General features: G+C 62.0%; 12 protein-coding genes. 1 reads left to right on the top strand and 11 read right to left on the bottom strand.

Translation table 11 applies throughout. The features are described 5' to 3' along the window. Positions 1-160: 160 nt before the first annotated feature. The 5 genes from U1708_RS16275 to U1708_RS16255 all read right to left on the bottom strand — a co-directional run bounded on the left by U1708_RS16275 (position 161) and on the right by U1708_RS16255 (position 11,238). Positions 161-2,833 carry a TonB-dependent receptor plug domain-containing protein gene (locus U1708_RS16275; RefSeq protein WP_332746909.1) on the bottom strand — a complete coding sequence of 891 codons (2,673 nt, stop codon included), beginning with the start codon at positions 2,831-2,833 and terminating at the stop codon, positions 161-163. A gap of 465 nt (positions 2,834-3,298) precedes the next feature. After that, positions 3,299-4,978 carry a DUF885 family protein gene (locus U1708_RS16270; RefSeq protein ID WP_332746907.1) on the bottom strand — a complete coding sequence of 560 codons (1,680 nt, stop codon included), beginning with the start codon at positions 4,976-4,978 and terminating at the stop codon, positions 3,299-3,301. Positions 4,979-5,330: 352 nt separating this feature from the next. Then, positions 5,331-8,153 (bottom strand): TonB-dependent receptor domain-containing protein, encoded by a 2,823-nt coding sequence (locus tag U1708_RS16265; RefSeq protein WP_332746905.1) that lies wholly within the window; start codon positions 8,151-8,153, stop codon positions 5,331-5,333. 599 nt (positions 8,154-8,752) lie between these two features. After that, positions 8,753-9,847 carry an SGNH/GDSL hydrolase family protein gene (locus U1708_RS16260; protein ID WP_332746903.1) on the bottom strand — a complete coding sequence of 365 codons (1,095 nt, stop codon included), beginning with the start codon at positions 9,845-9,847 and terminating at the stop codon, positions 8,753-8,755. Between the two features lie 332 nt (positions 9,848-10,179). Beyond that, positions 10,180-11,238: a glycoside hydrolase family 43 protein gene (locus U1708_RS16255; RefSeq protein WP_332746901.1), complete on the bottom strand. Its 1,059-nt coding sequence runs from the start codon at positions 11,236-11,238 to the stop codon at positions 10,180-10,182. A gap of 854 nt (positions 11,239-12,092) precedes the next feature. Between U1708_RS16255 and U1708_RS16250 the strand changes: the two genes are divergently transcribed. Beyond that, positions 12,093-14,552 carry a TonB-dependent receptor gene (locus U1708_RS16250; protein ID WP_332746900.1) on the top strand — a complete coding sequence of 820 codons (2,460 nt, stop codon included), beginning with the start codon at positions 12,093-12,095 and terminating at the stop codon, positions 14,550-14,552. A gap of 434 nt (positions 14,553-14,986) precedes the next feature. On the opposite strand, the gene U1708_RS16245 is transcribed toward U1708_RS16250, so the two are convergent. From U1708_RS16245 to U1708_RS16220, 6 genes are all read right to left on the bottom strand, one after another. Next, positions 14,987-16,084 carry an ATP-binding protein gene (locus U1708_RS16245; RefSeq protein ID WP_332746899.1) on the bottom strand — a complete coding sequence of 366 codons (1,098 nt, stop codon included), beginning with the start codon at positions 16,082-16,084 and terminating at the stop codon, positions 14,987-14,989. 260 nt (positions 16,085-16,344) lie between these two features. Beyond that, the gene (locus U1708_RS16240) at positions 16,345-17,109 is read right to left on the bottom strand and encodes an SDR family oxidoreductase (protein WP_332746898.1); all 765 of its coding nucleotides are present in this window, start codon (positions 17,107-17,109) and stop codon (positions 16,345-16,347) included. Positions 17,110-17,202: 93 nt separating this feature from the next. Next, positions 17,203-19,215 carry a 3-hydroxyacyl-CoA dehydrogenase NAD-binding domain-containing protein gene (locus U1708_RS16235; RefSeq protein WP_332746897.1) on the bottom strand — a complete coding sequence of 671 codons (2,013 nt, stop codon included), beginning with the start codon at positions 19,213-19,215 and terminating at the stop codon, positions 17,203-17,205. 43 nt (positions 19,216-19,258) lie between these two features. Continuing rightward, positions 19,259-20,044, bottom strand: a complete 786-nt coding sequence (locus U1708_RS16230; RefSeq protein WP_332746896.1) for an enoyl-CoA hydratase/isomerase family protein — start codon at positions 20,042-20,044, stop codon at positions 19,259-19,261. Continuing rightward, the gene (locus tag U1708_RS16225; RefSeq protein ID WP_332746895.1) at positions 20,041-21,207 is read right to left on the bottom strand and encodes an acyl-CoA dehydrogenase family protein; all 1,167 of its coding nucleotides are present in this window, start codon (positions 21,205-21,207) and stop codon (positions 20,041-20,043) included. Before U1708_RS16225 ends, U1708_RS16230 begins: the two co-directional genes overlap by 4 nt. Then, positions 21,204-21,965, bottom strand: a complete 762-nt coding sequence (locus tag U1708_RS16220; RefSeq protein WP_332746894.1) for an SDR family NAD(P)-dependent oxidoreductase — start codon at positions 21,963-21,965, stop codon at positions 21,204-21,206. Before U1708_RS16220 ends, U1708_RS16225 begins: the two co-directional genes overlap by 4 nt. Between the last annotated feature and the right edge of the window lie 7 nt (positions 21,966-21,972).

Below are 21,972 nucleotides of genomic sequence, written 5' to 3'. Positions count from 1 at the left end.
GGGGGGCTGAGTGGTTGCTTGTTCCCGCGTAATGAGCCCGTGTTCGTGTGAGAGTGTTCCACGCGAGACGTGCACGACCGGGGCCCTGAGGAGTGAGTCCAGTCACCATGCTACGTCACGAAGTACGATCGTGGGGGCGCCATTGCGCCCCCACGACATTTCAGATCTTCACGCGAAGACGAGTGTAGTAGAAACCTCCGTTGAAGCCGAATGGACCGCCGTTACGCGGATAGACCTGACCGTCCGACGTGCCACCGGTGAGCGGATAGATCTGCACCGTTGAGTTGGGCGAGAGCCGATCCGGATGCTCGTCGGTGAAGTTTTGAGCGCCAACGGACAGAGTTAAGTATTTGAAGGTGTAGCTCAGTTCCAGATCGGTGGTGAACTTGCCGCCGAACGTCTGGTTCGCGACGCCGTTGGTCTGGCCGTAATCCTGAGCACTGGTGAATGAGCTGTAATAGTTCTCGCGAACGTTGAAGCTCAGATTGTCCAGGGACCAGTTCGCATTGAACACGACGCGGTGCTTCGGCGCAAGATTTTCGGCATCGATGAGCTGTGCGACGCTGATGATCCGGGCGTCGTAATCGGTGACCTTGGTGTCGTTGTAGTTGTACGCCAACGAGAAGTTGAGCAGCGCATCGCTCAGCTTCGTCCGGTACGTCCCGACGACATCGATGCCCTGCGTGCGGGTCTTGAAGCCGTTGGTGAAGTACTGAACCTGACCACCGATACCGACCGGCAGCAGCGCCGGTTGCGCCGCGAGGTCCGCTGCCGTGACGATGAACGGCGACGTCAGGCCAATGCGGTTGCGCAGATTGATGCGGTATCCGTCGACCGTGATGGTCATGCCGCGAACCGGTTCCAGGATGACGCCCAGACCGTAGTTGGTCGACTTCTCGGGCGACAGGTTGGTGGCCCCGTAATATTGCGCGACCGCGGTATTCGTCGGGTACGTTCCGGCCTGGAAAGCGACACCGTTGTTGAACGACGTCGTGACGATCGAGACGTTCGACTGGCCCGGCGACGGTGCGTGGAAACCGGTGCCGAAGCTGCCGCGAACCGAGAGGCCCTCCACGAACTTGTAGAGTGCGTTGACCTTGCCGACCCAGGCATCGCCGAACGTGTTATAATGCTCGTATCGGCCCGCTGCGCCGACGGTCAGCGCCTCGGTGAGATCCGTCTCCAGACCGACATAGGCGGCATAGGCCTTCTGGCTGAATTTGCCTGCGGTCGCTGGGCTCGTGCCGGCATAGCCACTGGCGCCTACGCCTTGTGCCGCGGTCGCACCCGATGGCGTGTAAACGCCCGGTGCAGTCAGGGTATAAAGCTGCTGCGCGACGGCATAGGGACCTGCGCTATAGGATTGCAGGTCGCCGGCGGTCTGCTCGTAGGTTTCCTTGCGGAATTCACCGCCAGCCGAGATGGTTAGCGGGGCAGCGAGACCAAGGTCGGCCGCATAGGTGAAGTCAGCGTTGAAATTGACTTCTTTCTGGATCAGATCGCCGAAGTCGAAGCTGGTCTCTGTCGCTGGACCGTAGGAAAAGTTGGCCGAGTTGTACATCGACAGGGACAGCTTGTTGCGCGCGAGCGTACCGGAAAGATCGTATGTGAACTCGCCAGCCGTGCCCTTGTAGCCGAGCACGCCGTAGAGTTGCTGCGTCTTGCCGACGAAGCGAGGGGTAAAGCCCGCGGGGTAGAGCTGGCTGTACCGGAACGTGTTGCCGTCGCGTACGAAGCCTCCGGTCGGACAAGTCGCGTTGCCAGCCGGGCAGGGGGTGAGGAAGAACGTGTTGTTGAACGCGCCGTTGGCACCCTGATTGCGCACCACGCCGTTCGTGTCGACCGCAGTGCTAGAGACGGACGGGCGGTAGTTGAAGCTCTGGTTGCCCTTGCTCTCGGCGAAGTTGCCGAAGAAGTAGAGCTTGCTGTCCGCGGTCACGTTCAGTGCGGCGTTCAGCACCGACTTGAAGCCGTGGGAGGGGGAGTTGCCCCAGATCTGCACGGGAAGCGGGTAGTTTGGCAGCTGCGAAGCGAGCGCTGGAAAGTTCTGCGCGAAATTGGCCGCCGATGGACGCTGGCGACCGCGACTGGTCTGCCCTTCGTCGACATACTCGCCGGTTGCGTTGATGAAGCCCCAATCGCCCTTGAGCCCCGCATTGCCAGCGATCTGGTAGCTCTCGCCGTCGCCAGCGTAATACTGGCCGGCCCGGCCGACCAGTTCTATCCCCTGATCCTGGCGCAGGCCGTAGTTCAGCACGCCAGCGATCGCGTCGGAGCCGTACTGGGCGGTTGCGCCTTCGCGCAGCACCTGAAGGTTGCCGATTGCGAGCGACGGAATCGCCGAAATGTCGGGTCCCTGCGCACCGCGGCCAAGCCCGGTGTCGCTACCGCCGTAGACCTGCACCAGCGCCGATCGGTTGTAACGCTTGCCGTTCAGCATCACGAGGACCTGATCGCCCGACAGGCCGCGAAGCGAGGGCGAGCGAACGAAGGTCGACGCATCCGAGATCGAGTTCTGGCCTGCGTAGAAGGAGGGTACGATGTTCTTCAGCGCGTCGATCATGTTGGCAGCGGGCTGCGTGGTTAGATCGTCCGCACTGATAATATCGACGGGGGATGCTGAGTTGGCTAGCGTACGGTCGGTACGGCGCGTACCGAGTACGAGGATGTCACTCGTCGGTTCGGCCTCGGCGGGCGCTACCGCCTGGGGCGTTGAGTCTTGGGCAGAGGCAGTAGCGGCGTCCTGTGCAGTCCCGGATCCGGCCGCAAAAGCGGCAGAGCCGGATAGCAGTGCAACCGCCAATGCGACGGTCGAAGTCGTGTATCTGATCATCTGAAACCCCTTAAGAAACCCGGCCCTTCAAGAGCCTTCTCCAGATGTTCCTGCCCTCGATCGTCGATTGCTTTCGGCGTATCGAAAACGCTTTTTGATCAGCCCTGCGAATGTCGTGACAGCGTCATTCAATGCGCTGTCATCATGCAACAAACGGCCACAGTGGCCCGGTTCTGGCAATAAGAAAGTTCGCTGCCCTCTACGCATCTGCAATAATGTTGCATTTTTACCGCACCTTGGTGAGTTCGGTCGGGTTTGCCTAGTGGGTAGGGAAACGTATTTAATGGGGTGAACGAACGGCAAAAGTTGGGAGGCAAAACATCCTGCGAATGTCCGGGTATGGATCATGCTGCGAGTTTTGCTTCCCAAATCGGGTCCGGGTTACCGATCAATGGCGTCCCTCAAGCTGCGGGCCAATCAAACAGGGCGTAAGCTCCGCCCAATCCACCATCATTCTCGCTCACCTTACTTCCCTTCAGGTTGCGCGGCGTCGCCCGACGGGTGCGGTAGCAGCGGCCAGGGCAGAATGCCCTGGTCTGCGATGTCCGACAGAGTTGCGGCGGCAGATGGTGGCGTACGATGGGCACGGTCCGCCTCCTGCGAAAATGCAGCGATGCGGGCATCGAGCAGCAGTTTGCCCGTGACGTAGCTGGTACCGTAGCCAGGCTGGCGGAGGTAGAGAAGCTGTTCGAAGCCGACGAGCACGTTGTCGGGATCTGACCAGCCGCGCGGTGTCCATGCGGCGTGAAAGCGGCCGGCAGCCGCGAGATCGATGGAGTTCGCTTGAACGTGCAGCGAGGCGAGCCCGCGCGCGGCGCGGTTGGCGAGCATGATCCAGACAAGCTCGCGACCGCGTGGGCTATCATCATACAGGCCGGCCTGCATCGTCAGCTCCTCAAACGCGGTGGCGAACCCTTCCGAACGCGCAGCAAAGATGTTGAAGAGCGGTGCCGTCCGTCTGATCGGGTCCGGGTGCGGTTCCTGCCTGATCCGCGCGAGTTCGACCCAATGGATGTCGTGCGCGTAGAGCGGACGCGGATCGAGCGCGGTGACGTGATGGAAGAAGTTGCGCTTTGCCGGCGGGATATAATCGACAGTCTGTGCGGCCAGCGCCGCTCGGTAAAAGGGTCGATCGGGCACGAACCCAACGCCAATGATGAAATTGGTGAAGTATTTCATCCGCTCGGCCGCGAAGCTGCCATAGGCGGCGGGGTCGGCCATCGCGGTCGCCGGGGGGAGGGAGCGGTTGCGCACCTGTTCCATCGCCAGTCCGGCCCAGGCGCGATCGAGTTCGCGCTGCAGCAGCACGACCTGCTCGTCCCAGTCATAAGGCACGAGCTGGACGTGCTTCATATACCAATCGTAGTTATCCTTGCCGACACCCGACGGACCGGTCTTCGTCGGTGCCTGCACGGCGACCCAGCGCGCGAATTCGCGGGTTGCGGCTTCGGCGGCGAGGGCGGCGGCGCGTACTGGAGCGCCGGCACCGGCGAGCGTGCCCCGCTTCGGCCCATCGATTGTCCGCATCGTCAGCGTGCCTGTGGCGAGCGCAGCCAGCACCTCGGCCTGTTCGTCCAGCGCTCGACCGGCGTAGCGCCACAGGTCTGCGGCATTGCTGTCCGCTATTGTGAACCGAGCACGTGCCAGCAACACGGGCACACCCGCAAGCCGCCTCGTCAGATCGCGGGCGTCGCCCGGGGACAGCGGATAGCGGTAGCGGAACAGATCGATCGTATCGGCGGATGGTCCTTCATGCGCCGGGACGTCGCTTTCCTCACCGAAAACCGTGGCGTAATAGCTTGGATCGCGCGCCCAAGGCTGGCGCACCCGCAGATCGAAATCCAGACCGTTCATCTCGGCTTCGATCAGGGCCGCATCGGCGATGGCGGCCGGGCGCCAGTCCGCGCGATCGAGGGCGGCGAGGCGATGCTTTAACCGGCGGAGTTCCGCAGCCTGCCCGGCCAGCGCAACCGAACTGAAGTCTGCGACGCCATCCCGTTGCCGCGGTGCAGCCGCTGCGCGCCACGCGTAGAACAGGCGGACCAGTGCCGCGGGCGGGGGCGTGCGATCGGGGGTCGCCGCGACCGGTGCCGTCGCCATGCCGTTAAGGCACGCCAGGCCGATGATCCAGGTCCATAGCCGCATCTTGCGTCGCCCTTCTTTCACATTGTGAGCCCGGCAGTCCGTTTGACGGCCGCGCCATCATTGCCGATCACTGTCTTGATGCGCGGCAAGGAATCCGATCCGGAGCAGATCTGCAAGTAACAGCCGCTGCCGCTTTGCAGATATTGCCTGCTTCAAAAAATTGCATTTTGAGCAAGCGTTGTTGCGGTCATGTCGGTGCTTGATGTTCAAGGAAAGGCGCACATCGCGCCAACTGTTTCCTTGAGAAAATGCCGGACGAATGCAGGTCGTTCGTACTTCGAGGGAGGAACGAGGTCCTCCCTCGAAGTACGGTCAGTCCATCGAAGGTCACCTGAACAATCAGATGGCTGACTTACATCCGGTACGAGAGGCGCAAATAGCCGAACTGCCCCGGGACATCGTAGGTGGTCGGATCATAGTTCGGACCGGTGCAGGTCGTGCATGCCGGCGGATCCTGGTTGAACACGTTACGCACGCCTGCCGTGAAATCGAACTTCCGGTCCAGGAAGGCCGGCGAAAAGGTCAGCTGCACGTCACCGTAAAAGGTGTTGTCCAGCCGGGCGCCCGTGTTCTCCCGGACATGGTTGATGTAACGGCCCGTGAACGACGCCTCGATATCGGCGATGCTCCAGGTGACGACGCCGGTCCCCTTGAACTTGGGGTAGGACTGGTCCGGAGAACCGCGGGTGGTGCCGCGATAGCTGATTGCGCTGAACCCGGTCGAGGTTGGCGTCGTCTCGCTGTATTTCATGAGGTGGTTACCGTTCAGAGACAGGCCGAAGATGCCCGCGCCGGTCTGAGGTGAACGATAGTTGAGCGTCAGGTCGATGCCGCGCGTGCGGATCTGCCCGATATTCTGCAACAGGCCGACGATGCTCGATATGCGGCCGCTGCTGCTGCGCACCACGTTCGAGCAGCTCAGCGCGTCGCCCGCCTCGGAGCACCGTGCCAACGTAACCTGCGGGTTGGTCGAGGCGATAGCGCCCGACACCTTGATGTCGTAATAATTGGCTTCCAGCGCGAACTGGCTGGCAAAACCGCTCTCACGCATGAACGCCGGACTGAGCACACCGCCGAACAGCCACGTCTTCGAGGTTTCCGGTGCGAGCGCCCTGTTGCCACCCGTCGTCACCCCGAGCTGACCGGTCGGTTCCTGATAGCTGCCGTTCGTGGGAACGCCGTTAGCTGCGCAGTTGGTCCGCACCGTGGCGGAAGCTTGATAGCGGGAGCCGGCGATGTTGCTGCATGGATCGGGAATGCCGATATCGGACCGCGACTGCGCGCCGAACAACTCGCCGATGCTGGGCGCACGGAATCCCGTAGCATAGGAGGCACGCAGCAGAAGATCCGGGACCGGCTTCCAAAGACCCGTACCGGTGTAGGTGGTGTTACTCCCGCTGATTGAATAGTTCACATGGCGAACCGCGCCCGAGGCTTCCAGCGAACTGAAGAACGGCACGTCCTTCAGCAGCGGCACGCGGATTTCGCCGTAGAGCTCGTCAGAGTTGAACGCGCCGCTGGCGGCCTGAGCGGGAATGTCAGCGCCGAAACCGGCCTGGATCAACGCGTCGGGGGTGAACGATCCCTTTTGGTAGCGATGTTCGTAGCCGACCGCGACCCCGATCGGACCGGCTGGGAGGTCGAACAGTTCACCCGTGAGGTTGGCGGTGTAATCGCGTAGTTCCTGGTTGCTCTTGGCGCGCTCAGTGAAGCCAACAAAGGCCAGCATCTGCGGTGTGATTGAACCGGCACCGCCGAAGATGTTGAACGGCACGCACTCGCCGGTGCATTGCGAAAGCGGGCCCAGCGCCTGCGCGAGGCGCTGAGTATTTATGTTGCCCGTGAACACCTGCTTAGCGTCATTGAAGCCCTGAACCGCGTTCACGTCCCAGTAGAACGTCTTCCCGCCTACCTGGAACTTGCCGTCCAGCGTTGCAGTCACTGACATCGTATCGACGCTCTGATTGTAAGTGCGCTGGCCCGCCTCGACGAGGCGGCGTCCGACCAAGGCATAGTTCGCTGGGGGCTGCCCGGCACCACCAGCTGACAACGTAACGCCAAACGGGTTGAAGGGATTGGTCACGTCGATCGAGATCCGGTCGGTGAGCGTGCCTGTTCCCGCATCGGGCCCAACGTTAAGAGGCAGGAAGGCGGCTTGGTTTTGCGAGTTGCGGTGATTGTACACCGTCTTGACCCGCAGATTGATACCGGAGCCGAGTTCGCCTTTAAAGCTGACGAAAGCACCGTAGCGTTCGGACGGTGTCAGGAAATAGTTGAACGGCGAGAAGTTGAACCGGTCCGAGGCGGTGAAAGTGCGGAAATCGCCGCTCACGAGCGTTGGATCGTAAACACCTCGACTGGTCAGGCCGTTCTGGCGAACCGTGAGCGTGCCGCCCTGCGGACGGACGGCGTTGCCGGGGTTAAAGACGATGCGACCGCCCAGAGCCGCGCCCGAGCAACCGCCGCGAGGATCGAGGCAGGTTGTCTGCCCCGGGTTGGGGAATTGCGAACCGCCTCGATCACTCGTGCGGACGCTGCCTTCCTTCACATAGCTGCCGCCGAAGACGAGCGACGTCTTGGGCCCCTTCACGCCGTAGCTGATGTCGCCGTTATACGAATGCCCATCCCCTGCGCGATACGTACCGAACTGGCCGGACATGCGCAGTCCCTGCTGGTTGGCCTTGGTAATAATATTGACGACGCCGGCAATGGCATCCGAACCGTACAGCGGCGACTGGCCCGATTGCAGCACCTCGATCCGCTCGATCGAACTGTTGGGAATGGTGTTCAGATCGACAGTGCCGGGAATGCCGCTTGCCGACGCACCGTTGACGTAACGAAGCCCGTCGACCAGCACGAGTGTCCGCTTGGCAAGCAGGTACCGCAGATCGATCTCGGCCGAGCCGGCGCCGACACCGCCGCCATCCTGCGGGTTGCCAATATTACCCGAATTATTCGCCTTCGTGTTCAGGCCACCCGCAGCGCTAGGGAGCCGCTGGAGAATGTCTGCCACCGAGGTCAGACCGGTTTGCGCAAGCGCAGCAGAATCGAGCGTGACGACAGGCGAGCGCTGTTCGAGCGGGCTCTGGCGAATACGCGAGCCGGTGACGATTATGTCGTCGGGCGTGTCTGCCGCCTCGTTGTTTGAGGCGCTTGCGGCAGCCGCGGGTCCCACGTCTACCGCCTGCGCGTGTGCGTTAGCCGCAGCTAGAAGCATGGCGGGCAGGCATATGCCAGCGCGCAGCAAGGTTCGGTTCATCATTGTTTCTAGCCCCCTATTAACCAACAGGGGTGTCTCGGAAATTGTGCTGCGGCGCAATAGACTGTCATTTGGAGACAGCCGCTCTATTGCGAAGTTTCAATGGCAGTTGCATTTTTGCAACATCATGCGGACTCGTGTCCGGCGTGGGTAATAGCTGACGTCGTATCGCGCGGCGTCGATCTGAGACGCGGAATATATGCTCGACGGCGGGACACCGCCGGTCATCTGAGCTCTTCAAGCCACGCATCTGCCTGAGTTACCCAAGCTGACCGGAGGCTCAGACTAAGAACGGTCGATCGTTGTGGTCCAAGCTTGTGAAAGGCGCCGATCCTTTGCCCAAGCCAGCGATGCCGCAAACATGAATGGAAGGCCGAAGTTGGGGGTCAAAAACAGGCAGCGAATGACCGGATGTGGGTCGTAGCGACCAACGCCCCGCCGATCTCAGCTGGGGAGAGGCGACCCATAATTCGGACGGCGGTAAAGGGATAGAGAATATGGTACTGGCGAGCAGCTCACATCCCGGTAATAACTTGCAGGTCAACCGCGTCTGCCATGGCTTTATAGCCCGCATCGTTCGGGTGGAGCTTGTCACCGTCGTTGAACGCAGAGTCGATCGCTAGGGGATCGGTCTTGTCAGCGACCGACGACGCAAAATCGATTACGCCATCGAAGGCACCCGAACTCCGGATCCAGCTGTTAAGAGCCTGTCGTACTGCCTCCCCCCGTTCGCTGGCATAACCAGCGTTCTTGTACGGGGTGAGCGTAGCGCCGATTACGCGGATGCCGTGCTCGTGCGCCCGCTCGATAATCTGTTTGTCCGCCGCGATCAGGGCGTCCGCCGTTACCGGATCGCTTGGTCCGCGAGGGCTGAAGCTGCGACCAATATCGTTGATCCCCTCGAGCAAGATGACGGCCTTCACGCCGGGCACGCTCAGCACGTCGCGGTCGAACCGCGCTAGTGCATTTGGACCTGCACCATAGCCGAGCAGGCGATTGCCGCCGATCCCTGCATTCACCACCGCCCAGCGTTGTTGGCCCGGCCGCGCCGCCAATCGCTCGGCCAGTCGATCGGTCCAGCCGCGGAAGGCATTGTTTGTCGAGCCATAGCCTTCAGTGATCGAGTCACCGAGTGCAACGACTACACTCGTCGGCTGAGTAGGTGCGACCTCGACTTGCGTGAGGATGACCGGTGCGTTCACAAGGCGGACCTTAGACAAAACCGGCATTGCGCCGCTGTCGCCGCTCGGGCCGGCGACATACTGCCACAGCGCTCGCACGTTACGAACCGGTAGCCGACCCGGCGCGTACAGCGATATTGCCAGCCTATCGAGCGCCTTCACGGGGAGCATGATGGGATCACTCAGCAACGGCGCTCCGGCCGGGATGTTAGTGCCAGGCAGACCGGCGAAGGTGACGATCTGATCGGTCCCGGGCAGAACCGATCCGTCCGGCCCCGCAAGCCCGACGTGCATCGCTCCAATCGCAAGCATGTCCACGCCGCCTTCGTTCGACAACCGCAGCCGAACTGCGCTTCCTGCGACGGAGACGCGAACCACCTGCCGGATGGTCGCGTTGACGAGATCGCCAGTGCCGGTGTCGACCGGCACTTGGCCCGGGTTCTCAAGCAGCCGGGGCGGGGTGGGCGGGCTGGCCGGTGCCGAAGCAGGACCAAGTGGGACGACCGCTCCGGCGGGAGGCGTGAAAGGGGCGGGCTGCTGACCGGGCGGTGGTGGCGAGATGACATACCCCCACGCCGCGACCCACGTGCGATCCGAGGTGGCCCGCGCGGCCGTAGGGCGCGGTGGCGCGCCTGCGGCCGGTACCGACATCGCAGCCATGGCACAAAGCAAGGCCAAACCAGATCGCGTCATCTTAAACTTCCCCATTCACTTAACTAACGCAGGATGGGCGGCGTGCAGCGAGCAAACTGCGCGACACCTCACCGATGACGCTTGAGCTGCGGGGCAGACACGCCCACTTCGGTCTGGACTACCGGTTTCATCGTGCCATCCGAATTATAATAAAGATGTTCTACGGTGACCGCACGACGTCCAAGCGCGCCCTTCTGAGTACCGATCGTCAGCGCTGCGTTGTGGAGGAACAGATACCAGTTGCCTTTGAACTCGGCGATGCCGGGATGGATGGTGAAGCTGTTCTTCGCCGGTCCCGTCAGCTCGCCACGGAACGTCCACGGGCCGGTGATCGCCGGCGCCGTAGCGTAGGACACGTGTTCGTCCCCGGGTTTGGCTCCTGGCTTCGCTGCTGGGTCCATGGAGGCATAGGTGAGGTAATAGAGGTTACCGCGCCGGTGCAGCCATGGGCCTTCTACGTAGAAGGGTGGGGTAATCTCCCGGATCGGTCCGTCGAGTTCGATCATGTTCGGCTTCAGTTTGGCGATGTAGCACTGGCGATTGCCCCACGCGATCCAGGTCGTGCCGTCGGTGTCGGTCAGCACGGTGGGATCGATGTCTTCCCAGCTATGCTGGCCCTTGGGCGTCATTTCGTTGGTGATCAGCGCCGATCCGCGCGCATCCTTAAAGGGGCCGGTCGGCTTGTCCGACACCGCAACGCCGATCGCTTTGCCTGGGTGGGTGTCGTCATGCTCGGCGGGCACATACAGATAGAATTTGCCGTTTTTTGCAATGGCCTGCGGTGCCCACGCATCCTTTTTGGCCCATTTGAGATCACTGATCTTTAGGATTGAAGGATGAGAGGTCCAGTGCTTCATGTCCGTCGTCGAGTACACCAGCCACTCGCTCATATTGAACATCTCGCCGTCCTTGGCCTCGTCGTGATCGACGTAGAGGTAAAGCGTGTTGCCCACAACGAGGGGTGCCGGATCGGCGATGAATGTATCGCGGATGATCGGATTGGAGCCGGGGGCGTCGGTCGCCACGGCCGGAATTGCAGCCAACGCGGAACCAAACGCGAGCGCTACCATGCCGAGCCAATGTTTCACGTCCATCTCCCTATTTTGGTTGTAGGAGTACTCCCCCAACCAGCGTCGTCAATCCTTCCGGGCAGAAGCGGCAGATCGTATTGCCTTGATCGACGATCTTCAGACTCCGCGCGCTCACGAAGTTCACGCTAGAGAAGCGGCAAGGGACGAATCTCAGGCACCTCTTGCCTGATCCGATCAATAGGCTTGCCGAATGTCGAGCGGGTCCACAAACCTGAACAAGCGTCCGGTTTGTGAAAGCGGCGATGGCGCCGTAAATGTCGGGATTTGGGTCCCAATGGCCCGCCGGTCGCCAAGCAAAGATCCTCGCTATAAGGGCAGGCTGCGATCACGGCAGAAAGGACACCATCGTAATCGAGCATCTCGCGCCTGACGCTTATGGCCTCCTAATCTTAGCACCTGAGATTGCGCTTGGAAGTGGCTGGCTTGGCGGCGACAGGGTCGTCGGTCGCGGAGTGATCCGTGACCTGTTAAAGAAGGCCGCTCGTTTCAACGAAGACGAACGGCAGAGACTAACTATCCATTTGCCCAGCAGAGCGCGCACGCTCCGGTTGGATGAGATCGAACGATACTACGGAGCGTAACACTGCTCTGCGCTGGCAGCTGAACGGATGCCCCCTTCCGAATAGCACTTGAGTGGGCTGAGTGGCTGTAATTGGGTCTAGAACCTGGGACCGAATAGGGGAACTTTAGTCCGTCGAGCGGCTGAACGAGATCATGTTCGATCTGTGAAAGTGGCTAGGCGGTAGTAAGGAGGACGCGGTGTAACGTGGGGAGCCGTCGCCTTCCGTCGTGTGCAACACGTTTGTCACATCGCTGTCGCCCCATCGTCGCAATCACCGCCTACCCGTCCGCGAACGAACTGGAACGGTTCGTGACGGGGATCGGGGCTCATGAAGACATTTTTGGTGACCGCACGGCTGTTGAGCGGCATCGGGTTAGCTGTGCTGGCATCGTCGATGGCACAGGCGCAAACCACGGCCGTGCTGACGGAACCGGCAGGACAGGACATTCCGGCGCCCGAAGCCGGCGCGGCCGGTGACATCGTCGTCACGGGCACGACGACGCGGTCGGTGAGCCAGGTGTCGGGCGTTGAGATCCAGAAGGTGCTGCCAGGCATCAGTCCGTTGAAGGCGCTGCAGACCCTACCCGGCGTCACCTTCCTGACCGCGGATCCGTGGGGCAATAATGAGCAGAACATCTCGCTGTTCATCCACGGCTTCAACCAGCAGCAGCTGGGCTATACGCTCGACGGCGTACCGCTCGGCGACCAGCAATACGGCAATTACAACGGTCTATCGCCGCAGCGCGCGGTCATATCCGAAAATGTCGGTAGCATTACGTTGGCCACCGGTGCGGGCGATCTCGGCACGCCGTCGACCAGCAACCTCGGCGGCACGATCGACGTCTTCTCCAGCGATCCGAAGCGCGACTTGGGGGTGAACCTGCAGCAGGTGTTCGGCAGCTATTCGACCTTGCGAACTTACGGCCGCCTCGACACCGGCGATCTCGGCGACGGGACGCGGCTCTATGTCTCCGGCGTGCGGCAGGATGCGCGCGCCTGGGATTTCAATGGCAAGCAGGGCGGTTACCAGGCCAATGCCAAACTCGTCCGCGAAGATTCCAACGGCAAGCTGACGGCCTATTTCGCCTATTCGGACAAGACCGAACCGAACGAGGACGCGACGTCGATTGTCGTGCGACCCGCATCGGGCACGACCGCGGCGGTCGATAACCGTGGCGTTGCGCCTTACGTCCGCCCGTTCCTCTACCCAGACGCTGCCGGCGCAGTCGCCTATTATCAGTCGCCGGCTTATGCTTCGGTCAACGCTGCGCCGGGTGCGAACTACCGCAATTACTATAGCGACGCGCAACGCACCGATTATCTCGGTTATGCGAAATACGACTGGAATGTAGCGCCGGGCCTCACCTGGTCGAACCAGGCCTATTTCCATCACAACGACGGCGTCGGGGTCGTCGCGGGGCCGGTCACTGCAGCCGGCCTGCCGCAGCTCTTCTCCTTCTATTATCCAGGTGCGCCGGGTAGCAGCCCGACCTCGGCGGCTAACCTCGCGCGGCTCTCGACGATCTTCGGTGGCTCGGGGATCGCCACGCGCACGACCGAATACCGGATCGACCGCGTCGGTGCGATCTCGACGTTGCGCGCCGAGATCGGCGATCACACGATCGAGATCGGTGGCTGGTACGAACATCAGAGCTCGTCAGCCAAGCGGCGCTGGTACGCGTTCGATATCAACAATCCGTCGACGCCGTACGATCGCCCGCTCGACCTCGCGCGACCGCTGATCACGCAATATCACAGCGAGATCCGTGTCGATGAGATCCAGACCCATATCCAGGACGCGTGGCGCATCGTGCCGGCGCTGACGCTGCAGGCGGGCTTCAAGAGCACGTTCCAGAAGGCGAGCCAGACCATTCCGGTGCAGCCGATTCCCGGCTCGTTCACGGGCTCGCGCGAACTGCCGGTCGGCAAGCTCGACACCAACCGTATCTTCCTGCCGCAGGTGGGGGCGCTGTGGGAGCCGAGCGAGCACGAACAGCTCTTCATCAATGGGCAGAAGAATATTCGCCAGTTCCAGACCAGCGCCGCCGCTGGCCTTTCGCCGTTCGCACTCGGCAGCCAGACCTTATTCGAATTCTTCAAGGCCAACACAAAGCCCGAGACGAGCTGGACCTATGAAGGCGGCGTCCGCACGCAGCGCAGCTTCGATCTCGGTCCGATCACCGGATTTCAGGGCCAGATCAGCGTCTATCATGTTGATTTCAGCAACCGGCTGCTGTCGATTAGTCCTAATGCAACGATCACAGCGATCGTCAGTGGCGCTACGATCCTGCAGAACGTTGGCAGCGTGAAAACCGATGGCATCGACGTCGCGGGCACGCTGCGGTTCGGCAGTACCTTCTCGATCTACAACGCGCTCTCTTATAACAACTCGCGCTTCGGAGACGATTATCTGAGCGGCACCGCAACCATCGCGACCAAGGGCAAGAAAGTGCCCGGATCCCCGGCTTGGCTCAATAAGACGGTGGCGACCTTGTCGGTCGCCCCGTTCGACGTGCAGCTGATCGGCGATTATCTTGGCCGTCGCTATGCGACTTTTACCAATGATCTGTCCGTGGGCGGATACTTCACGATGTCGGGACGGATCGGGGTCGACGTGCCGCTGAGCAACGGCTTCGTCGCAAAGAAGCTGACTCTTAGCCTCAACGTCACCAACATCACCGACAAGAAGGCGGAGTCGACGCTTAGCATCGGCGCGGCGTCGGGGACGTATAATTTCTTCCCGCTAGCGCCCCGGCAGGTGTTTGGGACGATCGGTATCGGATTCTGAGGCGGCAGCGCTGGATTAGTTAAGGCGTCTTTGTTCCTGGGCGAAGATCAGCGCCTCCTATCTGTCACCAAGTCGAGAGCTCCGCAGCAATGCGAAGATGGTATCGAATGGCTTAAGCGCCGTGCAACCGGTCAGAACCAAGCCAGGACATGCGTACAAACGAGCCAGACACGAATCTCTCGAACGGTATTTAGTTTCACTAGTCAGAACAAGCCGCCCCCAAGCACAGCTCGAACTGGAAGGGCGCCCAAGGGAACTTGGGCGCCCTTTTCGTATGACCGACTGCGGCTTAGTGACGTCATATGTGATCACGACGGGTGCGACGATCAAAGGACCGGAGTACGGGCGTCAAAAATGCGCTGCGAGCGCACGGTAATGGGTCGCTTAATTCGCGAAGGTTTAGGCCGCTTACAGCCAATAGTTGGCTTGCGTAGCTAAGCCCCGTTCGATCCCTCGAACTTCCATTTGGCAGCAAGCATCGCCAACAGAAGATCGACGTAGCTCCACCCCTCGGCGCGGGCGGCGATCGCCGAGAGGCAGTCCTGATCTTCGCGACCCGGGCGGCCCGGCCCCGTCATGTTTGGTTTCATGTTCAGGTCGAACAATTTGAACGTACCATGGCGATCGGCCCGGCAATCGATCCGGATCGCGGTGCGGGCGTCGACCAGCGCGGCTGCCAAGACGCATCTTTCGATCATCGCCAAAATCACAGGATCGCGCAGTCGCTCGGGACTGATTGCAACACTGTTGGCGGTGACCGGAACGTCGCCGTTATACGGCGCTACCCCGCCGCGCTGATCGAATCGGTACACGGGCGGCAACGCCCAGTGCGTCGGTGCCGGCGAACCATCCGGACGCGGGGAGGCGGGCGGCATGATGGTGACGGTCATCTCGTCGCCATCAAGAAACTCCTCCACCATTAGCATGTCGCCGAAGGTGGCAGCCTTGATCAACGCAGTCGCGGCATCGTGCAGGTCGCCAAGGCTCCTCACTAGAGTGACGCCCTGACTGCCACGTCCGCGCACCGGCTTGACGATCATCGGAAAGGACATGTCACGGGAAGCACACGCATCTTCGACATCGGCCAGTGCGCAGACGTTCTCTTTCGCCGTGCCAGACAGCAGAAACGATTGAGCTACCGGCAGGCCAGCCTCGGCAAGGAGGCGATTGGTCTCGAACTTGTCGTCGAACGCCTGCATTGCCGCGGGAAGCTGTCCGACGATGTCGAAGTCGGCCATCACAGTCTCGAGCGGATGTCCTCCGAACAGGACCGTGTTCGCCCACAGGACCGATGCGCCGGCGGCGCCTGCGCTACGGATGCCCTCGACGGTGTCCGGGAACACCCAGTCGAGTGCCGTGGAAGGGTCTGGTAAGGAGGTGGGCGTGACCACATTCACGCCTGCCGTCCGCAATGCGAAAGCAATGTCAGCGCCGCCATCTGAATATCCGCCCGGCTTTGCGTCCTTTCGCAATCCGTTGATCAACGGTGGCGGAAGCGCTTGGTAGAGAATGGCGACCGGCGCTGTTTTCATGAATGATCTCCTGGGTGTCGCGCACTAGCCCGGAGCGACACGGCAGGGCAAATGGCTGAATTCCTCCTGTGGAGCGCGAGGCATTCGATGTCGGCGGCGAACGTCCTCGTTCCTCCAATCATGTCATTCGAAACCGGAAGGCCACGATTCAAAATTGGTCATATGGCGTAGGTGAACCAGCGTCCGAAGTTGGGAGGCAGGCGAAGGGGCGGGACCGTCCGCTATTGGGTCGATACGCTCGACGCCGACCAAGCTACGGCCTAAAAGTGGGCAAGGTATCCGCCATCGACCGCAATTACCTGTCCCGTAATGTAGGAAGCTGCCGGCGAGGCGAGGAACACGACCGCTCCGGCGATCTCGGCAGGATGGCCCCAGCGGCCGAGTGACGTGCGCCTCGCAAGGTGGGCCGCGATCTCCTCGCTGGCCACCATCGGCGCATTGGCATCAGTCGCAAAATAGCCCGGCGCGACCGCGTTGACCGTGATCCCACGTGGGCCCAGTTCGGCAGCGAGCGCGCGCGTCAGCGCTTCAAGCCCGCCCTTGGTGGCGGTATAAGCGGCGTCACCAGCGCGCGCGATCTGTCCGGCAATCGATGTGATCGTAATAATTCGCCCACCTTCTCGCATTTGCGGTGCCACCATTCGCACGAGGTCAAACGGAGCGACAAGGTTTACTTCGAGCAGCCGGCGGAAAGCGGCGCGGTCGAGTTCAGCGAGCGGACGTCGATCGCGTAGACCCGCATTACTGACGAGTATGTCGATCGGACCGAGCGCTGTTACGGAATTGCGTAGGGCGGTCTCGTCCTCCAGGTCGACGACAATTGCCTTGGCATAGCCGCCCGCATCCACCAATTCGGCTACGACCGCGTCCAACCGCCCCCGGTCACGACCGTGAACTACCACTTCCGCACCAGTCTCAGCGAGGCTCCGAGCGATTGCGTGGCCGAGACCACCACCCGCGCCCGTGACAAGCGCGAGGCGACCGGTCAGCGCTCTGCTCACTTGTCGGGCCGGCGACGGGATCATCGGGCCTCGCAGCCCGTGTTGTACCACCTAATCACGGATGCGAGCGGCCGGACGGGGCCACATCGGCATTCCCCACAGCAGCGCATGCTAAGATCAGCGTATCCCATTTCTCAGCGACTCCGCTACCGGGAACCCGTATTTCTCGAGCCCCGCGACGACCTTCGGCAACCCCTCGGACTGCGCCCAGAACATCGGTCCGCCGCGGTAGACCGGCCAGCCATAGCCGTAGATCCACACCACATCGACGTCCGACGCACGTTGCGCCTTGCCCTCTTCGAGGATCAGCGCGCCTTCGTTGACCATCGTATAGAGCGTCCGCACGACGATCTCCTCGTCGCTGATCTCGCGCGGAGTCACGCCCGACTTCTTGCGGAAATCGTCGATGATCTCGGCGACGCGCGCAGAGTTCGACGGCGTCCGCTTCTCGTCGTAATCGTAGAAGCCCGCCTTGGTCTTCTGGCCCCAGCGGTTCTCCGCCGCCAGCGCATCGCGGATGTTCTCGATCCGGCTCGGATCGCGGTGCCAGCCGATGTCGACGCCCGCCAGATCGCTCATCTGGAACGGCCCCATCGGCATCCCGAATGCGACATGGACCTTGTCGATCTGCTCGGGGCTCGCGCCCTCCAGCAGCAGCTTGGTCGCCTCGACCTGCCGCGGCATCAGCATGCGGTTACCGATGAAGCCATAGGTAACGCCCGCCACCACGGCCACTTTCTTGATCTTCTTGGCCAGCGCCATGACCGTCGCCAGCACGTCGTCTGCGGTCTTGTCGCCGCGAACCACTTCGAGCAGTTTCATCACGTTGGCCGGCGAGAAGAAGTGCATGCCGACGACGTCTTCAGGCCGCTTCGTGCACGCGGCGATCTCGTCGATGTTCAGATACGAGGTGTTCGACGCCAGGATCGCGCCGGGCTTGGCGATCGCGTCGAGCTTGGTAAAGATCTCCTTCTTCACATCCATCGTCTCGTACACCGCCTCGATGATCAGGTCGCATTCGGCGAGATCGGCGAAGTCGAGCGTCGGCTTCAGCGCGCCCATCGCCTGTTCGACCTGCTCGGGTTTGATCCGGCCCTTGGCGGCGGTCGCCTCGTAGTTTTTCCGTACGACACCGGTGCCGCGGTCGAGTGCCTCCTGTTGCATTTCGACGATCGTGACGGGGATGCCTGCGGACAGGAAGTTCATCGAGATGCCGCCGCCCATCGTGCCCGCGCCGATCACGCCGACGCGCTTGATCTCACGCAGCTTGGTGTCCGCGGGGACGTCGTCGATCTTGGCGGCCTGGCGTTCGGCGAAGAAGATGTGGCGTTGTGCCGTCGACTGCACGCCAGTCATCAGTTTCATGAATTCCTGACGCTCGAAGGCGATGCCCTCCTCGAAGCTGGAGCCGTCCGCAGCTTTCTCGACGCACGCGATATTCGCGGCGGGCGCGTCGAAGTTACGGAAACGCCGCGCATTCTCCTTCTTGAACGCGGCGACCGCGTCGGGATCGGCCTGCGCTGTCTTTTCGGACGCACGGGGCAGGGGGCGCCTGCTCGCGATCTCGCGTGCGAACGCGATGGCATCGGCTTCGAGCGAGTCCTCGCCGACGATCTTGTCGATCAGGCCGGCGTCGAGCGCCTTCTTCGCCGAGATCGGATCGCCCTTCGCGGTCATCTCCAGCGCGAGCTTCACGCCGGCGATGCGCGGGACACGCTGCGTGCCACCGGCGCCGGGAAGCAGGCCGAGCTTCACTTCTGGGGTGCCGATCTTCGCGGACGGAACGGCGACGCGGTAATGGCAGCCGAGCGTGACCTCGCAGCCGCCGCCGAGCGCGGTGCCGTGGATCGCGGCGACGACGGGCTTAGAAGACGCCTCGATCATGTCGACGACGGTGGGCAGGCCGGGCTCGACCATCTCCTTGCCGAACTCGGTGATGTCGGCGCCCGCGAAGAACGTGCGGCCGTCGCAGCGGATCACCATCGCGGTTATGCTGTCGTCGTTAACGCCTTGTTTGATCGCGGACTCAAGGCCCTGCCGGACCGCGGCGCCGAGCGCGTTCACAGGCGGGTTGTTCGAGATGATGACGAGCACGTCGTCATGGCGTTCGGAGCGGATCGGCGAAGTCATACAGTCTCCAGAATTTCTGTCGTTCAACGCGGTGTAGACAGGGCTAAGAAGCACCTTGGAATGTCGGTTTGCGTTTGCTCTGGAAGGCCGCGATGCCTTCGCGGCCTTCAGGCCGTCGCGATTGACTTGCGATACTGCGTGCTTCGGCGTCGAGATGTGTTTCGAGCGGCGTGACCAGACTATCGAATAACAGACGCCGCGTTGCGCCCAGTGCCGATGTGGCGGAGGTCACCAACTTTTCGGCCAATGCCGTTGCCTCTTCTCTGAGGCTGCCGCCTTCTACGACGCGCGTCACAAGTCCCATCTTGGCGGCTTCGGTCGCCAAGACACGTGTGTTGCAGAAGAATAGTTCCTGTGCCCGTCGCAATCCTACGAGACGTGGAACAAGCCAACTTGTACCGCCATCTGGCGACATTCCGAGTGCGGTATACGCCATCGTGAAATGGGCCTCGGGGGCTGCCAACACGATGTCACCGATGACGGCAAGCCCGATACCAGCACCCGCCGCTGGACCGTTGACTGCCGTAATCAGCGGCTTGTCCATTCGCGCCAGGCGAGTGATGGCGGCATGCAGATACGCAGTCGTCTGCTTGATGTGCGCTGGTAACGCATCACCCATTTTTGCAAAGCCGGCGACGTCCCCACCGGCACAGAACATGCGGCCGTTTCCGGTCAAGATGACGCACCGTATCGCCGGGTCTTCGTCACACTCGATCGTAGTCTCCATCAACGCCTTCGCCATCGGCACGTCTATCGCGTTGGCTGCGGCAGGGCGATCGAGGGTCAGCCAAGCCACTGGTCCAACGCGCTCGAACAGCAAGCCGTTCATGTTTGAACCGGACCTTGGGCGTCGCGCCAGTCGCGCTTGATCTTCTTGGCAAGGCTCCACTTGTGGACCTCGGTGGGACCGTCGTAGATCCGAAAGGCGCGTACCTCGCGAAAGACTTGGGCGACGATCGTGTCGTCGGTCACGCCGGTGCCGCCCATGACCTGCACGCAGCGATCGGCGATGCGCATCAACGCCTCGCTGACCGCAACCTTTGCCATTGAGCTTTCCACGGTACCAAGCGCGCCCGTATCGAGCACGTCGGCGCACCAATCGATCATCAGTTCGGCCTGTCTCAGATCGATCAGATTCTCGGCAAGCATGAAGCCGACCCCTTCGTGATCGACCAGCGGCTTGCCGAACGCGTGGCGGCGGCAGGCATAGTCGGTCGCGATCTCGTTCGCGCGGTCGCAGGCACCCAGCCACCGCATGCAATGGGTAAGCCGTGCGGGCGCCAGCCGAACTTGCGCGAGCTTGAAGCCGTCTCCCGGATTGCCAAGCATCTGGTCGGCCGGGATGCGCAGGTTTGTGACAGCGACAACCGAATGACCGCCCGGCATGGAACTGTCGATCGTATCGAGCACGCGTTCGATCGTGATCGCAGGATCGGGCAGGTCGACCAGGAACATCGTCGCACCTTCGTCGGCTTTCGCCATCACGATGCCGACCTTGGCACCGTCGGCGCCCGTGATGAACGCCTTGCGACCATTGACGACCCAGTGGTTTCCATCGCGCGTTGCGGTCGTGAGCATCATCGACGGATCCGAGCCGGCGCCACCATCGGCAGCTGGCTCCGTCATGAAGAAGGCGGATCGCGCCGTTCCGTCCACCAGCGGCGAGAGGAAGCGCGTCTTTTGCTCGGTGCTGGCGACCTTGCCGAGCAGATACATGTTGCCCTCGTCGGGTGCCATGACGTTGACCGCCAATGGCCCGAGTGGCGACAACCCGGAAGCGCGCAGCACCTTAGCCGTATCTCTATGCGACAGGTGGCTGCCGTCGGAAAGAATATGCGGGGTCAGGACTCCGGCCGCGCGCGCCAGATTGCGCAACTCCTGGACGAGTTCGTCCGAAGGACCGTGCGCATTACGCCGGGGATCGTGTTCGTACGGCACCACCTGGTCGCGAACGAAGCCTGCCACGGCTGCGGCAATGGTGGTGCCGCTCATCGGGGTGCCATCCGGATCGCACCATCAAGGCGGATCACGTCGCCGTTGAGCATGGGATTGGTCAGGATCGCTTCGACCAGTGCGGCATATTCCTCTGGTTTCCCGAGCCTGCTGGGGTGCGGCACCTGCGTTCCCAGCGAGTCCTGCGCCGCTTGTGGCAGGCCCATGAGCATCGGCGTCAGGAAGATCCCGGGGGCGATCGTCATCACCCGGATGCGATGCTGCGCAAGGTCGCGAGCGATGGGGAGCGTCATGCCGACGACGCCACCCTTCGAGGCGGCATAGGCTGCCTGGCCTACCTGTCCGTCATAGGCGGCCACCGAAGCGGTATTGATGATCACGCCGCGTTCCTCACCGATCGGCTCGGCCGCGACCAGTCTCGCCGAGGAGCGGGCAATCATAGCGAAGGTGCCTATCAGGTTGATCTCGACGGCGCGGCGGAAAGCGTCGAGCGGATGCGGAACGTTTTCCTTGCCGACGGTCTTGATCGCGGGCGCTACGCCCGCACAATTGACCAATATGCGGGCGACGCCGTGGGCCTGTTCGGCCTCGGCGAGTGCAGTTTCGATGGCGGCATCGTCCGTGACGTCGACGATCGCGGCGCGCCCGCCGATCGCGGTGGCGTGAGCCTCTGCGGCGTCACGATCCCGATCTACGATCGTTACCCTGGCGCCTCTGGCCGCGAGCATCGCAGCAGTGGCTCCGCCTAGTCCGGATGCGCCACCGGTGACGATGGCGGCTATGTCGTTGATCTTCAAGACTGTC

This window comes from Sphingomonas arabinosi (assembly GCF_036663715.1).
GTDB lineage: Bacteria > Pseudomonadota > Alphaproteobacteria > Sphingomonadales > Sphingomonadaceae > Sphingomonas.
Note: the sequence above shows the minus strand (reverse complement) of the source record. Positions and strands in the feature narration are given on the sequence as shown.

Bases quoted from the DNA above. Each gene is read 5' to 3' on its own strand.
- U1708_RS16275 (WP_332746909.1), bottom strand. From the start codon at position 2,833: ATGATCAGATACACGACTTCGACCGTCGCATTGGCGGTTGCACTGCTA.
- U1708_RS16270 (WP_332746907.1), bottom strand. From the start codon at position 4,978: ATGCGGCTATGGACCTGGATCATCGGCCTGGCGTGCCTTAACGGCATG.
- U1708_RS16250 (WP_332746900.1), top strand. From the start codon at position 12,093: ATGAAGACATTTTTGGTGACCGCACGGCTGTTGAGCGGCATCGGGTTA.
- U1708_RS16245 (WP_332746899.1), bottom strand. From the start codon at position 16,084: ATGAAAACAGCGCCGGTCGCCATTCTCTACCAAGCGCTTCCGCCACCG.
- U1708_RS16240 (WP_332746898.1), bottom strand. From the start codon at position 17,109: ATGATCCCGTCGCCGGCCCGACAAGTGAGCAGAGCGCTGACCGGTCGC.
- U1708_RS16235 (WP_332746897.1), bottom strand. From the start codon at position 19,215: ATGACTTCGCCGATCCGCTCCGAACGCCATGACGACGTGCTCGTCATC.
- U1708_RS16230 (WP_332746896.1), bottom strand. From the start codon at position 20,044: ATGAACGGCTTGCTGTTCGAGCGCGTTGGACCAGTGGCTTGGCTGACC.
- U1708_RS16225 (WP_332746895.1), bottom strand. From the start codon at position 21,207: ATGAGCGGCACCACCATTGCCGCAGCCGTGGCAGGCTTCGTTCGCGAC.